Origin of the sequence: Stenotrophomonas sp. NPDC078853 (genome assembly GCF_044901215.1) — a bacterium.
In the GTDB taxonomy this organism is placed as follows: Bacteria; Pseudomonadota; Gammaproteobacteria; order Xanthomonadales; family Xanthomonadaceae; genus Stenotrophomonas; species Stenotrophomonas lacuserhaii.
Genome location: NZ_JBJDOQ010000018.1, coordinates 1 through 17,317 on the forward strand (window position 1 = coordinate 1; position 17,317 = coordinate 17,317).

Annotated in this window: 14 protein-coding genes; 8 read left to right on the plus strand and 6 right to left on the minus strand. The window is 67.2% G+C overall.

What is annotated here, in order from left to right:
* Positions 1-227: 227 nt before the first annotated feature.
* Positions 228-1,280: an NAD(P)-dependent alcohol dehydrogenase gene (locus ACI2JH_RS16185; RefSeq protein ID WP_101098951.1), complete on the minus strand. Its 1,053-nt coding sequence runs from the start codon at positions 1,278-1,280 to the stop codon at positions 228-230.
* A gap of 105 nt (positions 1,281-1,385) precedes the next feature.
* Here ACI2JH_RS16185 and ACI2JH_RS16190 point away from each other — a divergent pair, with 105 nt between their 5' ends.
* The 5 genes from ACI2JH_RS16190 to fghA all read left to right on the plus strand — a co-directional run bounded on the left by ACI2JH_RS16190 (position 1,386) and on the right by fghA (position 6,951).
* Complete coding sequence (locus tag ACI2JH_RS16190; protein ID WP_404736703.1) at positions 1,386-2,273, plus strand: LysR family transcriptional regulator; 888 nt, start codon at positions 1,386-1,388, stop codon at positions 2,271-2,273.
* A gap of 379 nt (positions 2,274-2,652) precedes the next feature.
* Positions 2,653-4,557 (plus strand): pyridoxal phosphate-dependent decarboxylase family protein, encoded by a 1,905-nt coding sequence (locus ACI2JH_RS16195; protein WP_404736704.1) that lies wholly within the window; start codon positions 2,653-2,655, stop codon positions 4,555-4,557.
* Between the two features lie 79 nt (positions 4,558-4,636).
* Positions 4,637-4,912 carry a metal/formaldehyde-sensitive transcriptional repressor gene (locus ACI2JH_RS16200; protein WP_042613675.1) on the plus strand — a complete coding sequence of 92 codons (276 nt, stop codon included), beginning with the start codon at positions 4,637-4,639 and terminating at the stop codon, positions 4,910-4,912.
* A 90-nt stretch (positions 4,913-5,002) separates the two neighbouring features.
* Positions 5,003-6,112 (plus strand): S-(hydroxymethyl)glutathione dehydrogenase/class III alcohol dehydrogenase, encoded by a 1,110-nt coding sequence (locus tag ACI2JH_RS16205; RefSeq protein WP_101098955.1) that lies wholly within the window; start codon positions 5,003-5,005, stop codon positions 6,110-6,112.
* 14 nt (positions 6,113-6,126) lie between these two features.
* On the plus strand, positions 6,127-6,951 hold the full coding sequence (gene fghA, locus ACI2JH_RS16210; RefSeq protein WP_404736705.1) for an S-formylglutathione hydrolase: 825 nt from the start codon (positions 6,127-6,129) through the stop codon (positions 6,949-6,951).
* Positions 6,952-7,005: 54 nt separating this feature from the next.
* On the opposite strand, the gene ACI2JH_RS16215 is transcribed toward fghA, so the two are convergent.
* The 5 genes from ACI2JH_RS16215 to ACI2JH_RS16235 all read right to left on the minus strand — a co-directional run bounded on the left by ACI2JH_RS16215 (position 7,006) and on the right by ACI2JH_RS16235 (position 12,152).
* On the minus strand, positions 7,006-7,866 hold the full coding sequence (locus tag ACI2JH_RS16215; RefSeq protein WP_101098957.1) for a PA4780 family RIO1-like protein kinase: 861 nt from the start codon (positions 7,864-7,866) through the stop codon (positions 7,006-7,008).
* 119 nt (positions 7,867-7,985) lie between these two features.
* Positions 7,986-8,330: a hypothetical protein gene (locus ACI2JH_RS16220; protein ID WP_182657706.1), complete on the minus strand. Its 345-nt coding sequence runs from the start codon at positions 8,328-8,330 to the stop codon at positions 7,986-7,988.
* A 67-nt stretch (positions 8,331-8,397) separates the two neighbouring features.
* A complete protein-coding gene (locus ACI2JH_RS16225; protein WP_404736706.1) occupies positions 8,398-9,339 on the minus strand; it encodes a DegV family protein in 942 nt (313 codons plus the stop codon).
* Positions 9,340-9,495: 156 nt separating this feature from the next.
* Positions 9,496-10,749, minus strand: coding sequence for an amidohydrolase family protein (locus tag ACI2JH_RS16230; RefSeq protein ID WP_404736707.1), 1,254 nt, complete (start codon positions 10,747-10,749; stop codon positions 9,496-9,498).
* Positions 10,749-12,152 (minus strand): amidohydrolase, encoded by a 1,404-nt coding sequence (locus tag ACI2JH_RS16235; RefSeq protein WP_404736708.1) that lies wholly within the window; start codon positions 12,150-12,152, stop codon positions 10,749-10,751. The genes ACI2JH_RS16230 and ACI2JH_RS16235 overlap by 1 nt, the downstream gene beginning before the upstream one ends.
* A 241-nt stretch (positions 12,153-12,393) precedes the next feature.
* Between ACI2JH_RS16235 and ACI2JH_RS16240 the strand changes: the two genes are divergently transcribed.
* From ACI2JH_RS16240 to ACI2JH_RS16250, 3 genes are all read left to right on the plus strand, one after another.
* A complete protein-coding gene (locus ACI2JH_RS16240) occupies positions 12,394-15,783 on the plus strand; it encodes an autotransporter domain-containing protein (protein WP_404736709.1) in 3,390 nt (1,129 codons plus the stop codon).
* A gap of 128 nt (positions 15,784-15,911) precedes the next feature.
* Positions 15,912-16,688: an AMP nucleosidase gene (locus ACI2JH_RS16245; RefSeq protein ID WP_101098963.1), complete on the plus strand. Its 777-nt coding sequence runs from the start codon at positions 15,912-15,914 to the stop codon at positions 16,686-16,688.
* Between the two features lie 44 nt (positions 16,689-16,732).
* Positions 16,733-17,272, plus strand: a complete 540-nt coding sequence (locus tag ACI2JH_RS16250; protein ID WP_404736710.1) for a DUF924 family protein — start codon at positions 16,733-16,735, stop codon at positions 17,270-17,272.
* The last annotated feature ends 45 nt before the right edge of the window (positions 17,273-17,317 follow it).

The following is a 17,317-nucleotide window of genomic DNA, read 5'->3' on the forward strand; positions in this document are numbered from 1 at the left end:
CAGGGGCGGCCGCGAAGCGGCGGGGTGTGGGTGTTGGTGAGACGGGGCCCGCGGTTTGCGCAGCAAAGCGTGGGAGCGGCAGCGCGAATGCGATGTCGTGAACCCGCGAAACGAGGCCCGCAGGATGCGGCTTTTGCCGTCCCCCGACCAAGCCCATCGCCCGGCCCACACCAGAGATCAGGCTTGACGCGACCCACCACGAGGGGCCGCGCCGTTCGCCTGCCTGATCAGCCCTTGATCGAGGCCATGTCGATCACGAAGCGGTAGCGCACGTCATTCTTCGCCATGCGCTCCCACGCTTCGTTGACGTCCTGGATGTTGATCACTTCCACGTCGCTGACGATGCCGTGCTCGGCACAGAAATCCATCATTTCCTGGGTTTCGGCCATTCCGCCGATCGCCGATCCAGTCAGGTGCTTGCGGCCGAAGATCACGCTCACGCCGGTCAGCGGCGGGTCGAGTTCGGTCAGCACGCCCACCAGGCACATCGTGGCATCGCGCTTGAGCAGGCCCATGTATGGATTGGTGTCATGGCCGACCGGGATGGTGTTGAGCAGGAAGTCGAAGCTGCCCGCGTGGGCCTTCATCTGCTCCGGATCGCGCGACACCAGCACCTCATCGGCGCCCAGGCGGGTGGCATCGGCGCCCTTTTCCGGGGTGGTGGTGATCATCACCACGTGCGCACCGAGGGCCTTGGCGAACTTCACGCCCATGTGGCCCAGCCCGCCCAGCCCGATCACGCCAACCTTCTGGCCCGGGCCGACCTTGAAGTGCTTCAGCGGCGAATAGGTGGTGATGCCGGCGCACAGCAGTGGCGCGGCGGCCTTCAGGTCCAGCGTCCCGGAGACTTTCACCACGAAGCGCTGCTCCACCACGATGTGGTCGGAGTAGCCGCCCTGCGTTGTTTCGCCGGTATGCCGGTCAGTGCCGTTGTAGGTGAACGTCGCGCCTTCGGCGCAGTACTGCTCGAGGTCGTGGCTGCAGGCTTCGCAATGGCGGCAGGAATCGACCATGCAGCCGACGCCGGCGAAGTCGCCGACCTTCAGCGTGGTGACCTCGGCGCCGACTTCGACCACCTTGCCGATGATCTCGTGGCCGGGAACCATCGGGTACTTTGCGCCGCCCCAGTCATCGCGGGCCTGGTGCAGGTCCGAATGGCAGATGCCGCTGTACAGGATCTCGATGCGGACATCGCCGGCGCCGACGGCGCGACGCTCGAAGGTGAACGGAACCAGCGGCGCCGTGTTGGAATGCGCGGCATAGGCTTTGGCGAGGGACATGGGGGAATCCTTGGCAGGGTTTATGGAAAGGCGCTTTACAATACGCCCGCGGCGACGCCCCACATAGGCCGTTGATCGGGATGATTCATCAAGGCGGACAGGATAATGGCGACCGATAACCTCACCCATCTCGCGGCGTTTGCCGCCGTGGCGCGTCATCGCAGCTTCCGCCGCGCCGCTGCCGAACTGGCGCTGTCCACGTCGGCGGTCAGCTATGCCATCCGTGCGCTGGAAGAACGGCTGGGGGTAGGCCTGTTCCACCGCACCACGCGCAGCGTCTCGCTGACCGAGGCCGGCCAGCGGCTGATGGAGCGGCTGCAGCCGGCACTGGGGCAGGTAAGCGACGCACTGGAGGAAATGAACCAGTTCCGCGCCACGCCGGCAGGGTTGCTGCGCATCAACGCGGCCCGCGCCGCCGTGCCGACCCAGCTCAGTCCGCGGCTGGTCGATTTCCTGCGCGCGCACCCGGACGTGCGCATCGAGGTGACCGAAAACGACGGGCTGGTGGACATCGTCGCCGAGGGTTTCGATGCGGGCGTGCGCCTGCACGAGTTCGTGCCCGAAGACATGGTGGCCGTTCCGCTGGGGCCGGCCCTGCGCGGCATGATCGTGGCCTCGCCCGCCTACCTGGCCCGCCACGAAACCCCGCAGCACCCGCGGGACCTGCTGCGCCACCAGTGCGTCCGCTTCCGCTTCGCCAGCGGTCATCTGTACAAATGGCAGTTCGAACGCGGCGATGAAACGCTGGAGATCGACGTCCAGGGCCGGATCACCTTGAGCGAGCAGACCACCATCGTGCGCGCCGTGCTGGACGGGTTGGGCATTGCCTACGTGCTGGAAGACGCCGCGCGTCCGTGGCTGGCGTCCGGGCAGCTGGTCAGCATGCTGGAAGACTGGAGTCCGCCGTTCCCGGGGTTCGTGCTGTATTACCCGCGGCAGCGGCAGATGACCTCGGCGCTGCGCGCGTTCGTGGACCTGCTGCGCGTGGCGTGAATGGCGCCTGCGCGCCGTCTGCATCCGGATCCGAGCCTGCGCCGGTCATCTGCATGACGGGCACGCGCGGGGCACTGCCGCGCACCCGATGACGGGTACAACCGCAAACGGCCCATTGTCGGAAAACCCGATGCCCTATCGGGCAGATTCCCTGCAATCGCCATGGACCGGGCAACGCAGGATCGGGCTGCTGCACGCGCACCCGCCATGAAGCAGGCGCCAACCGCCGACGTTGCCGCGGCAGCACTTTCCTGCCATGGCCAAGGTGTATACCCGCATGCAATCACGCGCTTCCAATCCCGCCGTCCTTACCCAGGCGTGGCCCGCTCCCGCCCCTGATCTTCCCACCTGCTCAGCGCTGCAGTCGTTGCAGGATCCCATGGCTGCGTGCTTTCTCGGGCCCTTCGCCGACAACGACGGGTTCATCCAGGAGCTGCTCTACGACTTCTTCCGCGATCATGTCGAGTGGCGTCGAAGCCTGCACCCGCAGGGCGACGGGCCCGTGCCGGCCCCGCGCGCGGCCTCGCCGAAATACCGTCAGCTGCAGCAGCGCATGTTGGAAGAACTCAGCGCACTGTCCCATGCACTGAAGGATTCAGTGCCTTTCCACAGCCCACGCTACATCGGCCACATGTCATCGGACCTGCTGCTGCCCGGCCTGTTGGCGCAGATGCTGACGCTGCCCTACGACCCCAACAACATCAACACCGACTCCGGCGCGGTCACCATGCGCATGGAAATGGAGGTTGGCCTGCAACTGGCCCGCATGCTCGGCTGGCCCGACGATGTCAGGCAGCCGGATTGTGCCTTCGGCCACCTGACCTCCGGCGGCACCACCGCCAACTACCAGGCGCTGCGCCTGGCCATGTCACTGAAGGCCTGGCCGGTGGCGCTGCGTGCTGCCAAGGTGCCGGACATTCCCCTGCCGGAGGATGACGACGCGGCGTTCAACTGCGGTCCCGACGCCGGCATCGCGCTGTTCCAGCAATGGCAGGCGTGGATTGCCGCGCTTCCGCCCGCTGACCGCCAGCGGTGGCGTGCCCGGGTCACTGGGCAGCAGGTCGAAACACTGGGCCTGAACGAATTCTTCGCCCGCCATCCCACGCTTCGCGTTCCGCAGGTGCTGGCATCGTCGACCGTGCATTATTCCTGGAACAAGGGCATGAAGCTGGTCGGCCTGGGCAAGGCACAACTGCGGCTGCTGCGCACCCAGGGCATGCGACTGGACATCGAGGCCCTGGACGAAGCGCTGCGCGACTGCGCGCGTACGCGCCAGCCGGTGTTGATGGTCGTGGCCGTGCTGGGCAGCACCGAGTACGGCAGCATCGACCCGGTGGAGGCGATATGCGATGCCCGTGATCGCTCGACCCGGGCAGGGCTGGGCCTCAGCGTGCACGTGGATGCGGCATGGGGCGGCTATCTTGCCAGCGTATTCCGCCATGAAAGCGGGGCGTTGCGGTCGTTGCAGGAAATGCGCGCAGAGTATCGCGACTTCCCGCAGCCCTATGTCTACCGCGCGTTCGAGGGCCTGGCCCGGGCAGATTCGGCCACCGTGGATCCGCACAAACTGGGGTACCTGGCATGCGGCGCAGGCGCCTTCGTCTGCCGTGACAACCGCGCGATGCCCTTGCTGGCCGAACAGGCCGACTACGTGTTCGCCGGCGATCCCGCGGCCGGCTACATCGGTCAGTACGCGCGCGTGGGGCAGTTCACCCCGGAGGGCTCGCGACCGGGCGCGATGGCTGCGGCGGCCTACGTCAGCCAGCGCGTACTGCCGCTGGACCATGCCCATTTCGGCGTGCTGGCCCGTCGCACCCTGCTGGCCCCCGAATTTTTCACGGACCAGGTGACGGACTTCGCCGAACGCGTTCGCGACGTGGCCGAAGTGCTGGTGCCGTGCGAGCCGGACAGCAACCTGGTGTGCCTTGCGTTGAACCCGCAGGGCAATCGCTGCATCGATGCGGCCAGCCGATTCGTGCAGCAGCTGCATGATCGGCTCAGGCCTGATCCGTTGGGAAATGGCCGCTGTCCGGCCTTCCTCGCTTCCAGCACCAGTCTGCGCGAGCAGGCAGTGGGCAGGCGGGACATGCGGCGCATCCTGCGCCAGCTCGGCCTGGACGGGGGCGAGGCCGGCAGCTTTGGCAGCCTGTCCATCCTGCGCCACTCGCTGATGAATCCCTTCCTGCTGCGTGCCGAGGCTGCAGGGGAGGCGAACAACCCCATCACGCAGTATTTCGTGCACCTGGAGGTGCTGGTGCGGGAACTGGCGGCGGGTCTGCGGTGATCCCGCCATGACGTGGGCTGGACCGCCACGGCGGTCACCCGTATACTGTCCCCCAGTATAGTTCCATGGCCGCTGCCCGATGCCGCATTCCGCTGAAGAAAAGAAGAAGGTCCTGGCCCGCGTGCGGCGCATTCGCGGCCAGTGCGATGCACTGGACCGCGCGCTGGAATCCGGCGCGGACTGCGGCCCGGTGCTGCAGCAGATCGCGGCCATCCGCGGTGCGGTGAACGGGCTGATGTCCGAGGTCATGGAAGCGCACCTGCGCGAGGAATTCGGCCAGCCTGCAGCGTCCGACGCGCAGCGTGCCGAGCGCGTGCGCGACATGGGCGCGCTGATCCGTTCCTACCTGAAATGAACCGTGCCCGCCGCGTGCGGGCGCTCGTCAACACGCGCGCAACACGCGCCTGCCTACCCTTGTCCTTGCCCGTCCCCTGGAGAACCCACCATGAAGTCCCGCGCCGCCGTAGCCTTTGGTCCTGGCCAGCCACTGAAGATCGTCGAGATCGACGTCGCCCCGCCGAAGAAGGGCGAGGTGCTGGTCAAGATCACCCACACCGGCGTCTGCCACACCGATGCGTTCACCCTGTCCGGTGATGACCCGGAAGGCTTGTTCCCGGCCGTGCTGGGCCATGAAGGCGCCGGCATCGTGGTGGAAGTGGGCGAGGGCGTGACCAGCGTGCAGCCGGGCGACCACGTGATCCCGCTGTACACCGCCGAGTGCGGTGAATGCCTGTTCTGCAAGAGTGGCAAGACCAACCTGTGCGTGGCCGTGCGGGCCACGCAGGGCAAGGGCGTGATGCCCGATGGCACCACCCGCTTCAGCTACAACGGCGAGCCGATCTACCACTACATGGGCTGCTCGACCTTCAGCGAATACACCGTAGTGGCCGAAGTATCGCTGGCCAGGATCAACCCGGATGCCAATCCGGAACACGTCTGCCTGCTCGGCTGCGGCGTCACCACCGGCATCGGCGCGGTACACAACACCGCCAAAGTGCAGGAAGGCGACAGCGTGGCGGTATTCGGGCTGGGCGGCATCGGCCTGGCGGTGATCCAGGGCGCACGCCAGGCCAAGGCCGGGCGCATCATCGCCATCGACACCAACCCGTCCAAGTTCGAACTGGCGCGTGAGTTCGGTGCCACCGACTGCGTCAACCCGAGCGAGCACGAGGCGCCGATCCAGCAGGTGGTCGTGGAAATGACCGGCTGGGGCGTGGACCACAGCTTCGAGTGCATCGGCAACGTCAACGTGATGCGCGCTGCACTGGAATGCGCGCACCGTGGCTGGGGCCAGTCGGTGGTGATCGGCGTGGCCGGCGCCGGCAAGGAGATCTCGACCCGTCCGTTCCAGCTGGTCACCGGCCGTACCTGGAAGGGCAGCGCGTTCGGCGGGGTGAAGGGACGCAGCCAGCTGCCGGGCATGGTCGAAGATGCGATGAAGGGCGATATCGAACTGGCGCCGTTCGTCACCCACACCATGGAACTGGAAAAGATCAACGAAGCCTTCGACCTGATGCATGAAGGCAAGTCGATCCGTTCGGTCGTGCACTTCTGATCGGGGGCCACAGCATGCAACGCATTGAACACCGCGCCTGTTCCGGCGGCTGGCAGGACGTCTACCAGCACCGTTCGGAGGTGCTGGACTGCGAGATGAAATTCGCGGTCTACCTGCCACCGCAGGCCGCCACGCAGAAGCTGCCGGTGCTGTACTGGCTGAGTGGGCTGACCTGCAACGAGCAGAACTTCATCACCAAGGCCGGTGCACAGCGCTACGCCGCCGAGCACGGCATCATCCTGGTCGCGCCGGACACCAGTCCGCGCGGCGATGAGGTGGCCGATGCGGAAGGCTACGACCTGGGCAAGGGCGCGGGGTTCTACCTCAATGCCACGCAGGAACCGTGGGCGCGCCACTACCGCATGCACGACTACATCGTGGAGGAGCTGCCGGCGCTGATCGAAGCGCATTTCCCGGCAAGCGATGTGCGCGGCATCAGCGGCCATTCGATGGGCGGTCACGGCGCGCTGGTGCTGGCACTGCGCAATCCTGGCCGCTACCGCAGCGTATCGGCGTTCTCACCGATCGTGGCGCCCAGCCAGGTGCCATGGGGCGAGAAGGCGTTCAGCGCCTACCTGGGCACCGATCGCAGCGCGTGGGCGCAGTGGGATGCCACCGAACTGGTGGCCACCGCGACCGAGCGTCTGCCGCTGCTGGTGGACCAGGGCGACGCCGATGAGTTCCTCGGCGGGCAATTGCAGCCGCAGCGCCTGCAGGCGGCCTGCGAAGCGGCCGACCATCCGCTGCAGCTGCGCCTGCAACCCGGTTACGACCACAGTTATTACTTCATCGCCAGCTTCATCGGTGATCACATCGCGCACCACGCCAAGGCGCTGTGATCGGGTAGCGCCGGGCATGGCTCGGCGCTACGGGACAGAGTATGAGCTTCCTGGTCAGTCGTCGTTTTCTTCGGCGGCTTCACGACCCTGCTGGCGGATCAGCGCTTCTTCGCGTGCATCGTTGATGGCGTGGCGGACACTGTCCAGGTCGATGGTGGTTTCATCGTGGACGAAGGTGCCGGTCAGCGGCGAATCGGGCAGCAGGTCACCGGCTTCGAACAGCGCCCACATCTCTTCGCCGTACCAGGTGTCGAGCAGCTCCGGGGCAAAGCGCCCCAGGTAGGCGGTGAGATTGTTGACGTCGCGCAGCAGCATGCTGCGCGCGGCATTGTTGCCTGCGGCACTGACCACCTGCGGGAAATCGATCACCACCGGGCCCTGCGGGTCCACCAGCACGTTGTACGGTGACAGATCGCCGTGGATCAGGCCGCAGCACAGCATGCGCACGACCTGGCGTACCAGCACCTGGTGGTAATCGCGTGCCTGGTCCGGCGCCAGTTCCACTTCGCCCAAGCGCGGGGCGGAGAAGCCCTCGGCATCGGTGACCAGTTCCATCACCAGCACGCCGTGATAGTAGCCATGCGGCTCGGGGACGCGGACACCGGCGTCGCGCAGCTGGTACAGCGCGTCCACTTCGGTGTTCTTCCAGGCGGTTTCCTGCTGCTTGCGGCCGTACTTGCTGGCCTTGCCCACGGCACGGGCTTCGCGGCTGCCACGCACCTTGCGGCCTTCCTGGTACTGCACGCGCTGCTGGAAGCTGCGCTGTGCCATGTCCTTGTAAACCTTCGCGCAACGCACATCGTCACCGCTGCGTACCACGTACACAGCCGCTTCCTTGCCACTCTTCAGTGGGCGCAGCACTTCATCGATCACGCCGTCGTCGATCAGCGCCTGCAGGCCTTGGGGGGTCTTCACATAACCTCGGTGGGACGGCCGGCGCCAACGGCGGGCCTGAAAGGGGGGTGATTTTCGCACCTTCCTGACCCGGCGGCCACCTGCCCCTTCCTGCGGAAGACGCCGGGCCTGGCGCGGCGTTACGAGCGGACGTCGTGCAGGGTCCAGTGCGGGCCGGCGAGCAGGCGCAGGCGTTCCTTCAGGATCTCGCCCTTGATCGTGGTGCGGGCTTCAAGCTTGATCTGCAGGTCGTCCTGGCTGCCGGTCACGCTGGCGGCAGGGTCGGTGACGCCCCACTGTTCGGGCACCGCGTCCGGATCGGACTGCTTGGCCTTCCACTTCTCGAACAGCGTCGGGTTGGCCAGGGCAGCCTGGAGTTGCTCGGCGAAGCCCTCGGCACCATGGGCGGTGAAAGCAAGTTCGGCATCGCTGCCGCGGGCCTTGGCCGGGTCCGGCAGGCTGATGTAGTACGTGGTCATTGGCATCTCCGTTCAAGGGTGCAAGCGTTGCAGGCGGCCGGTGCACGGTGCGTGCAGGACCGCCGCAGGCTACTCATTCGAAGCGGTGCGGTCCATCGGCGAAACCGACCGTCAATGCCCCCTTGCCCACGTTGACCATGCCGGTCAGGCTCATCACCGTTTCCAGCACCGCCACGCCGTGGTCGCTGCAGACCTGGCGCAGCGCATCGTAGCCGGGCAGGTCGCGCAGTTCGTCCAGTTCGCCGCCGTAGCTCAGGCATACCGCCGGGGTCATCAACCCGGCGCGTACGCGCTGGCCGACCACCTCGAACAGCTTGGTCACCGCGTTGTCGAAGCCCTTGATCTTGGCCACCGGGCCGGTCTCGCCGCGGTAGCCGTGCAGCACCGGCTTGATGTCCAGTGCACTGCCCAGCGCGGCGCTGATCAGGCCGACGCTGCGATCCCCTTTGTGGCGGGCGCGGGCGCGCATGTAGTACAGGTCGCGGGTGATCATGTAGCCATGCACGTTGCCGGCCAGTTCTTCCAGCCGCTCGCGGATCTGCTGCACGCTGGCGCCGCTGTCGCGCAGCCGCACCGCTTCGACGGCGGTCACGGCCTGGGCGGCGAACAGGTTCTGGGTGTCGATCACCCGCAGCGCGAACGGCGAATTGAAACCTGCCGCCTGGCGCACCGGTTTGTAGTCGTTGAGGATGGCGAAGCTGGCCTGCAGCGCGTTGTCGTGGATCGGGCTGCGGGTCTTGGTGATGGTCATGCAGAACACATGGTCGTAATCGATCACCAGGCGCTGCAGGAACAGGTCGCGGATCTGCTGGACGCTGAAGGGGATGGTCTCCGCCTCCGCGCCGTTCTCGGCCACGTGGGCATGCAGGAAGCTGAGCGTGGCCTGTTCGTCGCGATGGTCGGCGAGAATGGCTTCGCCGATCCGCACCGTGATCGGCAGCAGGACGATGTTGTGCTGGGTGATGAAGTCCTGCGGCAGGTCGCAGGCCGAGTCAACGACGATTCCGATGCGCATTCGCAGGCCCCCTCCAGGCGCGTTTACCGCTTCATAAGCGTGAAACGTATCGCACTTTTGGCCATTCCGCGCGTGCCATCGGCGTCCGGGTGTCCAGCGGCTGCGGTGCACCGCAGCCGGCCGGGTGGTGTCCTTGGGGCCCGGGCCCGGGGCAGGTCAGGGCTGCGCCGTGCGCGGCAGGTAACGGTCGCGCAGTTCGGTCTGGCGCGAACGCATCGGCATCGCGCGTCCGCCCAGCCACACCTGCTCGGCATAATGCGCCACGTCCAGTGGATCGCCTCCCCACAGCACCAGGTCGGCCAGCTTGCCCGGCTCGATGCTGCCGATGCGGTCGCCCACACCCAGCGCCTGCGCCGGTACCCGGGTCAGGCCGGCCAGTCCGTCGGCCCACGGCAAGCCATGCGCCACCGCGTTGCCCGCCAGCTGGCGCACCTTGCGCGCGTTGTGCGAGGCATCGCCGCCCTGGGTGAAGCTGACCTCCACTCCGGCCTTGCGCAGGCGGGCGGCATTTTCCAGGGTCGCGCCGATCTGGTCGAAGGTGGTCGGCAGGTTGCCCAGCGCATCGACGAAGACCGGCACGCGGGCCTGGGCCAGTTCGGGTGCCAATTGCCAGGCCTCGGCGCCGCCGGCGATGGCGATCTTGACCTTCTCGCGTGCCGACCAGCGCAGCAGCTGGCGGATGTCCGAGGCACGGTCCACTTCGATGATGATGCGGCCCTTGCCGCCCAGGTAATCGGCCAGCGTGCGCCGGCCGGCGGGGGTCAGCAGGGCATGCGGGGAATCACTGCCGAGGCGGCCACGGGCCTCGTCGACGGCCTGCTGCAGCAGCATCCACTGGGCTGCGCGGGACTTGCCGGTCAGCTCTGCCGCGGCCGATCCCAGCCGCAGGTACAGGGCGCGCGGACCGATCGGATCGGCACTGCCATCCAGCCGGATCACGCCGCCCTGGCCGGCGATGAAGCCGCCGCCGGTGTGCGCGCCCAGCGCGGTGAAGCCGATGCCTTCCACGCGTGCCACCGGAACCAGGATCGAGGCCGGGTTGTAGGCCAGGGTGACGTCGAACTCCGGCCGCAACGGCTGCTCGCCGAGGGTCAGGGTGCTGTCCACCGTGCTCTCTTCGCCGGATACTTCCTCGATGCCGATTTCGGTGATGCCACCGAACAGCGCGGGCGTCAGCGGACGGCCCTGGGCCTCCACCACCGCCACGCCGGCCGGTGCGGCAAGGCCGCTGCCTACCGCCTGGATGACACCGCCGCGCACCAGCACATCGGCATTGGACAGGCTGCCGCGCGCGCTGGCGGTATGCACGGTCGCGTTGCGGATCAACAGGTCCTGCGCGGTGGCGGGCAGCGCGGCCAGGCCCAGCAGCAGGGCGAGGGCGTGCGCGGTCTTGATGCGTGCACCGATCATCAGCGCACCTCCTGGCCGAGACGGAAATCAGACACCGGTTTGCTGCGCGGATCGGCCCGATCGTAGTACTGATGACCGTCGATGAAGACCTGGTCGGCCAGCGCATAGGAACTGAAGGGGTTGCCGTTCCACACCACCACGTCGGCGTTCTTGCCCGCTTCCAGGGTGCCGGTCTTGCCTTCGATGCCGAGCGCCTTGGCCGCATTGGCGGTCATCCAGGTGATGGCGCGTTCTGGCGCGATCGCCGGCATGTCGGCGCGGCGCGCGGCGGCGATCACCTTGGCCGCTTCCTGGTTCAGGCGCTGGATGCCTTCAGGGGAGTCCGAATGCACGATGGCGCAGCTGTTGGCAGGGCGATCGACGAGCGCGATGTTCTCCTGGATGCCGTCGAAAGCTTCCATCTTGAAGCCCCACCAGTCAGCCCACAGCGCGCCGCAGACGCCTTCCTGGGCCAGTCGGTCGGCCAGCTTGTAGGCTTCCACGCCGTGGTGGAACGCGGCGATCCTGAACCCGAACTCATCGGCCAGGTCGAGCATGGTGGCCATCTCGTCGGCGCGGTAGCAGTGGATGTGCACGCGGATGTCGCCCTGGATCGCGCCGGCCAGCGTGTCCAGTTTCAGGTCGCGCTTGCCGCCGCTGTCGCCGCTGCTGTCTTCCTTGTCGCCGCCGAACCAGCGCTTGCGCTTGGCCGGCTTGGCGGTGTTCTTGGCGATGTAGTCGCTGGCATCGATGAAGGCGGCGCGGTAGCCGGCCACGTTGCCCATCCGGGTGCCCGGTGCGGTGCCCTTGCCGCCGTACACGCGCTTGGGATTCTCGCCGCAGGCCATCTTCAGCCCCCACGGCGCACCGGGGAATTTCATCGCCTGGTAGGTGGTGGTGGGTACGTTCTTGAGCACCACGCCGCGGCCGCCGACCAGGTTGGCCGAACCGGGCAGCACCTGCATGCTGGTCACCCCGCCGGCCAACGCCTCGGCGAAACCGGGATCCTGTGGCCACACCGAATGTTCGGCCCAGACGTTGGCGGTCACCGGCGCGGTCATCTCGTTGCCATCGCTGTGCGCGCTGACGCCGGGGCTGGGATACACGCCCAGGTGCGAGTGCACGTCGATCAGGCCGGGGGTCACCCAGCGCCCGTGCGCGTCGATGCGGCGCACCTCGCTGCCCGCCTGCAGGGCACGGCCGACCTCCACCACTTTTCCGTCGCGCAGCAGCACGTCCGCATCGTCCAGGCGCTGCCCGGTGCCGGTCAGCACGGTGGCGTTGTGGATCAGCACGGCCTCGCTGCTGCGCGGCTGGTAGGTGCTGGGATACGGATCCTGGATGAAGCGCGAAGCGCCGGTGGCCGGCGCAGCGGCCAGCGACAGCAGCGCCAGGCCGATGCCGGCGCGCCGCAGGTTGTACATGGAGTCCCCGTGAGCATGGTGGTGCAGGCCGCTGACGCTAACGGACTATCGCCCTGCTTGCCAAGTGACCTTCGGCCTGGCGTTGCCAACGTATGCGGCGGGACGGTGAAAGCGCGCCTGCATATTTGCGGTAATCTCGGGCAGCGATGGCCCCAAGCGCTGTCCGCCGTGTGGGTCGCCGCGAGCTGCAATGGCCGCGCGCACCCAGGATGAACCACGTAATCAAGGAATAGATCCAACCATGATCCGTACCACGTTGTTCCGTACTTCTTCTTCGTCGCGACGCCCCCTTCCTTCGTTGCTTGCGTCGGCCATCGCCGGATCCTTGCTGGTGGCTGCCGCGATGCCTGCACTGGCGCAGCCGCAGGATGCGCAGCTTGACCGGTACCAGCAGCTGCGCAGCGTGCAGGCAGCTGCCGCATCGGTGCCTTCGGCCAGCGTTGCGCGTTCGGCTGCGACCGCACTGGCAGCGGCCACCGAAACCGCTCCGGTAATGGGCACCGCTGGCAACCGCGAAAGCTGGCAGACCGACGAGTTCCAGGTGGATTGGGGCCTGGCTGCGATGAACGCCGATGCCGCCTATGCGCGCGGCTTGACCGGCCAGGGGATCCGGCTGGGCGTGTTCGACAGTGGCAGTGGCCTGGCGCACGATGAGTTCGCCGGCAAGAACCACAGCAGCATCCGCATCGCCGACCTGCTGCCCGATGGCACCTCGTGCACCAACGTCAACGCGTTGTGGGGGCCGGATGCCTGCTTCGCCAGTGACGGTGATGTGGTGGCGCTGGAGGCCATCGGCTTCGATTACGGCCTGACCGAGGAAGACATCGCCTTCCTGATCGGTGCCGGTGCGCCGTACGGCCTGACCTTCAACACCCATGGCACGCATGTATCGGGCACCATCGCCGCCAACCGCGATGGCAGCGGCATGCATGGCGTCGCCTTCGGCGCGGACCTGGCCGCGGCCAAGCTGTTCTTCGACAGCTATGTCGAGTGGTACCTGGGATCGGACAATTACTACCGCCAAGGCGCTGTGTTCCCGCAGGTCGGACCGAGCGAACATGCCTTCGCCAGCATGTATTCGCAGATGAACGCCCAGGGCGTGCGCGCGATCAACCACAGCTGGGGCCTGGGCAGCGAGCCGGAGACCGTCGAGCAGTTCGATGAGATCTACAACCACGAAGGCGACCGCGCCTATCTGGATATCTTCGCCGAAGGCTCGCGCCAGGCCGGCATGATCCAGGTGTGGGCAGCCGGCAACTCCGCCGCCTACAACCCCAGCCCGGAAGAGGCTCCGCTGGCCGGCGTGTATGCCACGCTGCCGCGCGCCTTCGCGGACATCGAACCGTACTGGCTTGCCGTGGTGAACCTCGACCAGAACCTGCAGCTGAGCGACCTGTCGCACCGCTGCGGGCTGGCGGCGAACTGGTGCCTGGCCGCGCCGGGCAGCGACATCATTTCCACCTCGTACGGTTCGGAAGGACTGGAAGGCCAGCTGGCCACCGATGACAACCAGAACGTGCTGCTGGACGTACTGCAGCGCGTGCCCAGCTACACCTACGAACAGATGAGCGGCACCTCGATGGCGGCCCCGCACGTCACCGGCGCGCTGGGCCTGCTGTTCGAACGTTTCCCGTACCTGGACAACGCGCAGGTGCGCGACGTGCTGCTGACCACCGCCACCGACCTGGGCACCGAAGGCGTGGACGATGTCTACGGCTGGGGCCTGGTGAACCTGGAAAAGGCCATCGAGGGCTATGGCCAGCTGCGGGTGGACACCCACGTGGTCATGAACACCGCGGCCGGCGGCCTGAAGGTGTGGGAAGGCGATGCGTGGGACGACTGGACCAACGACATCGGCGGCCCCGGTGCGCTGACCAAGTCCGGCAGCGGCTGGCTGCGCCTGAGCGGTGACAACAGCTTCAATGGCGTGGTGCTGCGCGAAGGCATCCTGGAGCTGGACGGCGTCAACACGCTGACCGATGCGGTGGTGGTGCAGGGTGGCCAGCTGCGTTTGAACGGCAGCCTGGTGGATACCGACCTGGATGTTCGCGGCGGCAGCGGGCTGGTCGCCGCAGGCGCGCTGCTGGAGGGGGCATCGCTGTCGATCAACGGCGGCATGCTGTCATTCAACGGCACGCAGACCGGCGGTTCCACCGTGGTGGGGGCCAATGGCCTGCTGCAGGGCATCGGTACGCTGGGCGATACGCGCGTGGCCGGCATCATCGCGCCGGGCAACTCGATCGGCACGCTGACCATCGATGGCGATTACGTGCAGACCGCCAGCGGCGTCTACCTGGCCGAACTGTCGCCGGATGGCAGCAGCGACCTGCTGCGCGTCAGCGGTACCGCCTCGCTGGATGGCACGCTGAAGGCGCTGCCGGAAGCGGGCATCTACTACCTGGGCGAGCAGTTCAACGTCATCCAGGCCGATGGCGGGGTGCAGGGCCGGTTCGCCACCACCGACTTCAGCGCGTTCTCGCCGTTCCTGCAGTTCGGCGTGGGCTACGGCAGCAATGGCATCAACATCGAGGTCACCCGTGGCCAATTGCTGGCCAGTGCGGCGACCACCGCCAACCAGCGCGCGGTGGCCGGTTCGGCTGATGCGCTTGGCGTGGACCAAGGCCTGCCGAAGCCGTTGACCCTGCTGTTCCCACAGCAGGTCGGTGCGGCGTTGGATGGCCTGAGCGGTGAACTGCATGCCGCCACGCCGCTGGCGCTGGTGGAAAGCAGCCGTTACATACGCGATGCGGCACTGAGCCGTGCGGTAGGCGCACGTTCGCCGCAGGACGACGGCAGCCAGGCCACCGGTGCGTGGGTGCAGGCCATCGGCGGCAGCGGCAATCTGGATGGCGATGCCAACACGGCACGTACCCGGTCCAACACCAGCGGCTTGCTGGTCGGCATCGATCGTGACATCGGCGGCTGGCAGCTCGGCCTGCTGCTGGGCAACGGCCGCACCGACACCAAGCAGGCGCAGGGGCGCTCGGCCAAGGCGCGCATCGACAACACCCACGTGGGCCTGTACGCCGGCCACAGCTGGGGCGCGTTCGGTCTGCGTGGTGGCCTCGGTTACAGCCGGCATGACATCGACAGCAGCCGCCAGGTGGCCTTCGCCGGCTACGGCGACGCGCTGGTTGCCAGCTACGAGGCGAAGACGAAGCAGGCCTTCATCGAAGCCGGTTACCGTTTCGGCGGCACCCAGGGCGGACTGGAGCCGTACCTGCAGCTCGCCCGTGTCGAAGTAGACGTGGACGATGTGCGCGAGCAGGGCGGTGCAGCCGCATTGACCGGCCGGGTGGCCGACACCGCGACCACCGTGGCCACCGCCGGCGTGCGTTTCGACAAGGGGCTCAAGGCAGCGTTCCAGCAGGACGCGTGGCTGCATCTGGTGGGCGGGGTGGGCTATCGCCGCGCCTCTGGTGACCGCGATGGACTGGCGCAGCTGGCCTTCGAGGGCGGCAGCAGCTTTGCCGTCAGCGGCGCGCCGATCGCCGACAGCGCGGTGGTGGCGGAGCTGGGCCTGTCGGCGTGGTTGAGCCCGCGCCAGCAGCTGGAACTGGGCTACAACGGCCAGTTCGGCGATGAAAGCCGCGACCATGGGGTCAATGCACGCTGGTCGGTGCGGTTCTGATCTACGCCTGATCCATGCGTGATCGAGGGCGGCCCACGGGCCGCCCTTTCTGTTTCCGCACCGGCGATGCTCGACTCTGTGGCGCGCCTCTCGCAGAATCGTGCCCTGACGTTCGCCAAGACCGCCACATGAAGACCAAGCAGGACATCGTCGACAACTGGCTGCCGCGCTACACCGGCGTGCCATTGGACCAGTTCGGCCAGCACATCCTGCTGACCAACTTCAGCGGCTACCTGCATGCCTTCGCGCAGCTGACCGGCGCACCAGTGGTGGGCCTGGACCGGCCGATGGCCAGCGTCACCGCCGATGGCATCAGCATGATCAACTTCGGCATGGGCAGCCCGAACGCGGCCATCATCATGGATCTTCTTTCCGCGGTGATGCCCAAGGCGGTGTTGTTCCTGGGCAAGTGCGGTGGGCTCAAGCGCAAGAACCAGCTGGGCGACCTGGTGCTGCCCATCGCGGCGATCCGCGGTGAAGGCACCTCCAGTGATTACCTGCCGCCGGAAGTGCCGGCATTGCCGGCGTTCGCGCTGCAGCGGGCGGTCAGCACGATGATCCGTGACCTCGGCCACGACTACTGGACCGGCACCGTGTTCACCACCAACCGGCGCGTATGGGAGCACGATGAAGCCTTCAAGGAGCGTCTGCGCAGCATGCGCTGCATGGCCATCGACATGGAGACCGCCACCGTGTTCGCGGCGGGCTTCGCCAACCACATCCCGACGGGGGCCTTGCTGCTGGTCTCCGACCAGCCGATGATCCCCGATGGGGTGAAGACCGAAGCCTCCGATGCCAAGGTGAGTTCGCAGTTCGTGGACAACCATATCCAGATCGGCATCGAGGCCTTGAGGCTGATCCGGCGCAATGGCAAATCGGTCCGCCACCTGCGGTTCGACGAATGATCGGCAATGGGCAGGGCGCCCCGATGCAGCCCGTGGAGCAGGATATGCAGACCGCAGCGCAGGTAGTGGCGTTCTGGAACGAGGCAGGGCCGGCGAAATGGTTCGCGCGCGACGACGCCTTCGACGCGCGCTTCCGTGCGCTGTTCCTGGAGGAACACCATGCGGCCGCCTCGCGGGCCCGCGAGCACTGGCTGTCCAGCGCCGAAGGGGCGCTGGCGCTGATGCTGCTGCTGGACCAGTTCCCGCGCAACTGCTTCCGCGGCACCGCCCATTCGTATGCCACCGATGGGCTGGCCCGGCATTACGCGATGCGCGCGGTGGAAGAGGGCCTGGACCTGGAGCTGCTGCCCAAGCTGCGGGCGTTCGTCTACCTGCCGTTCGAACACTCCGAAGAGCTGCAGGACCAGGACCGTTCGGTGGCGATGTTCGACGTGCTCGGCGACAAGCAATACCTGCAGTTCGCCGAGCTGCACCGCGACATCATCCGGCGCTTCGGGCGCTTCCCGCACCGCAATGCGGTGCTGGGGCGGATGACCACGATGGAAGAAATGGATTTCCTGGCCGAGGGCGGCTTCGCGGGTTGAGGCGCTGCAACGGAAAACGCCGGCGGATGCCGGCGTTTTCCAGAT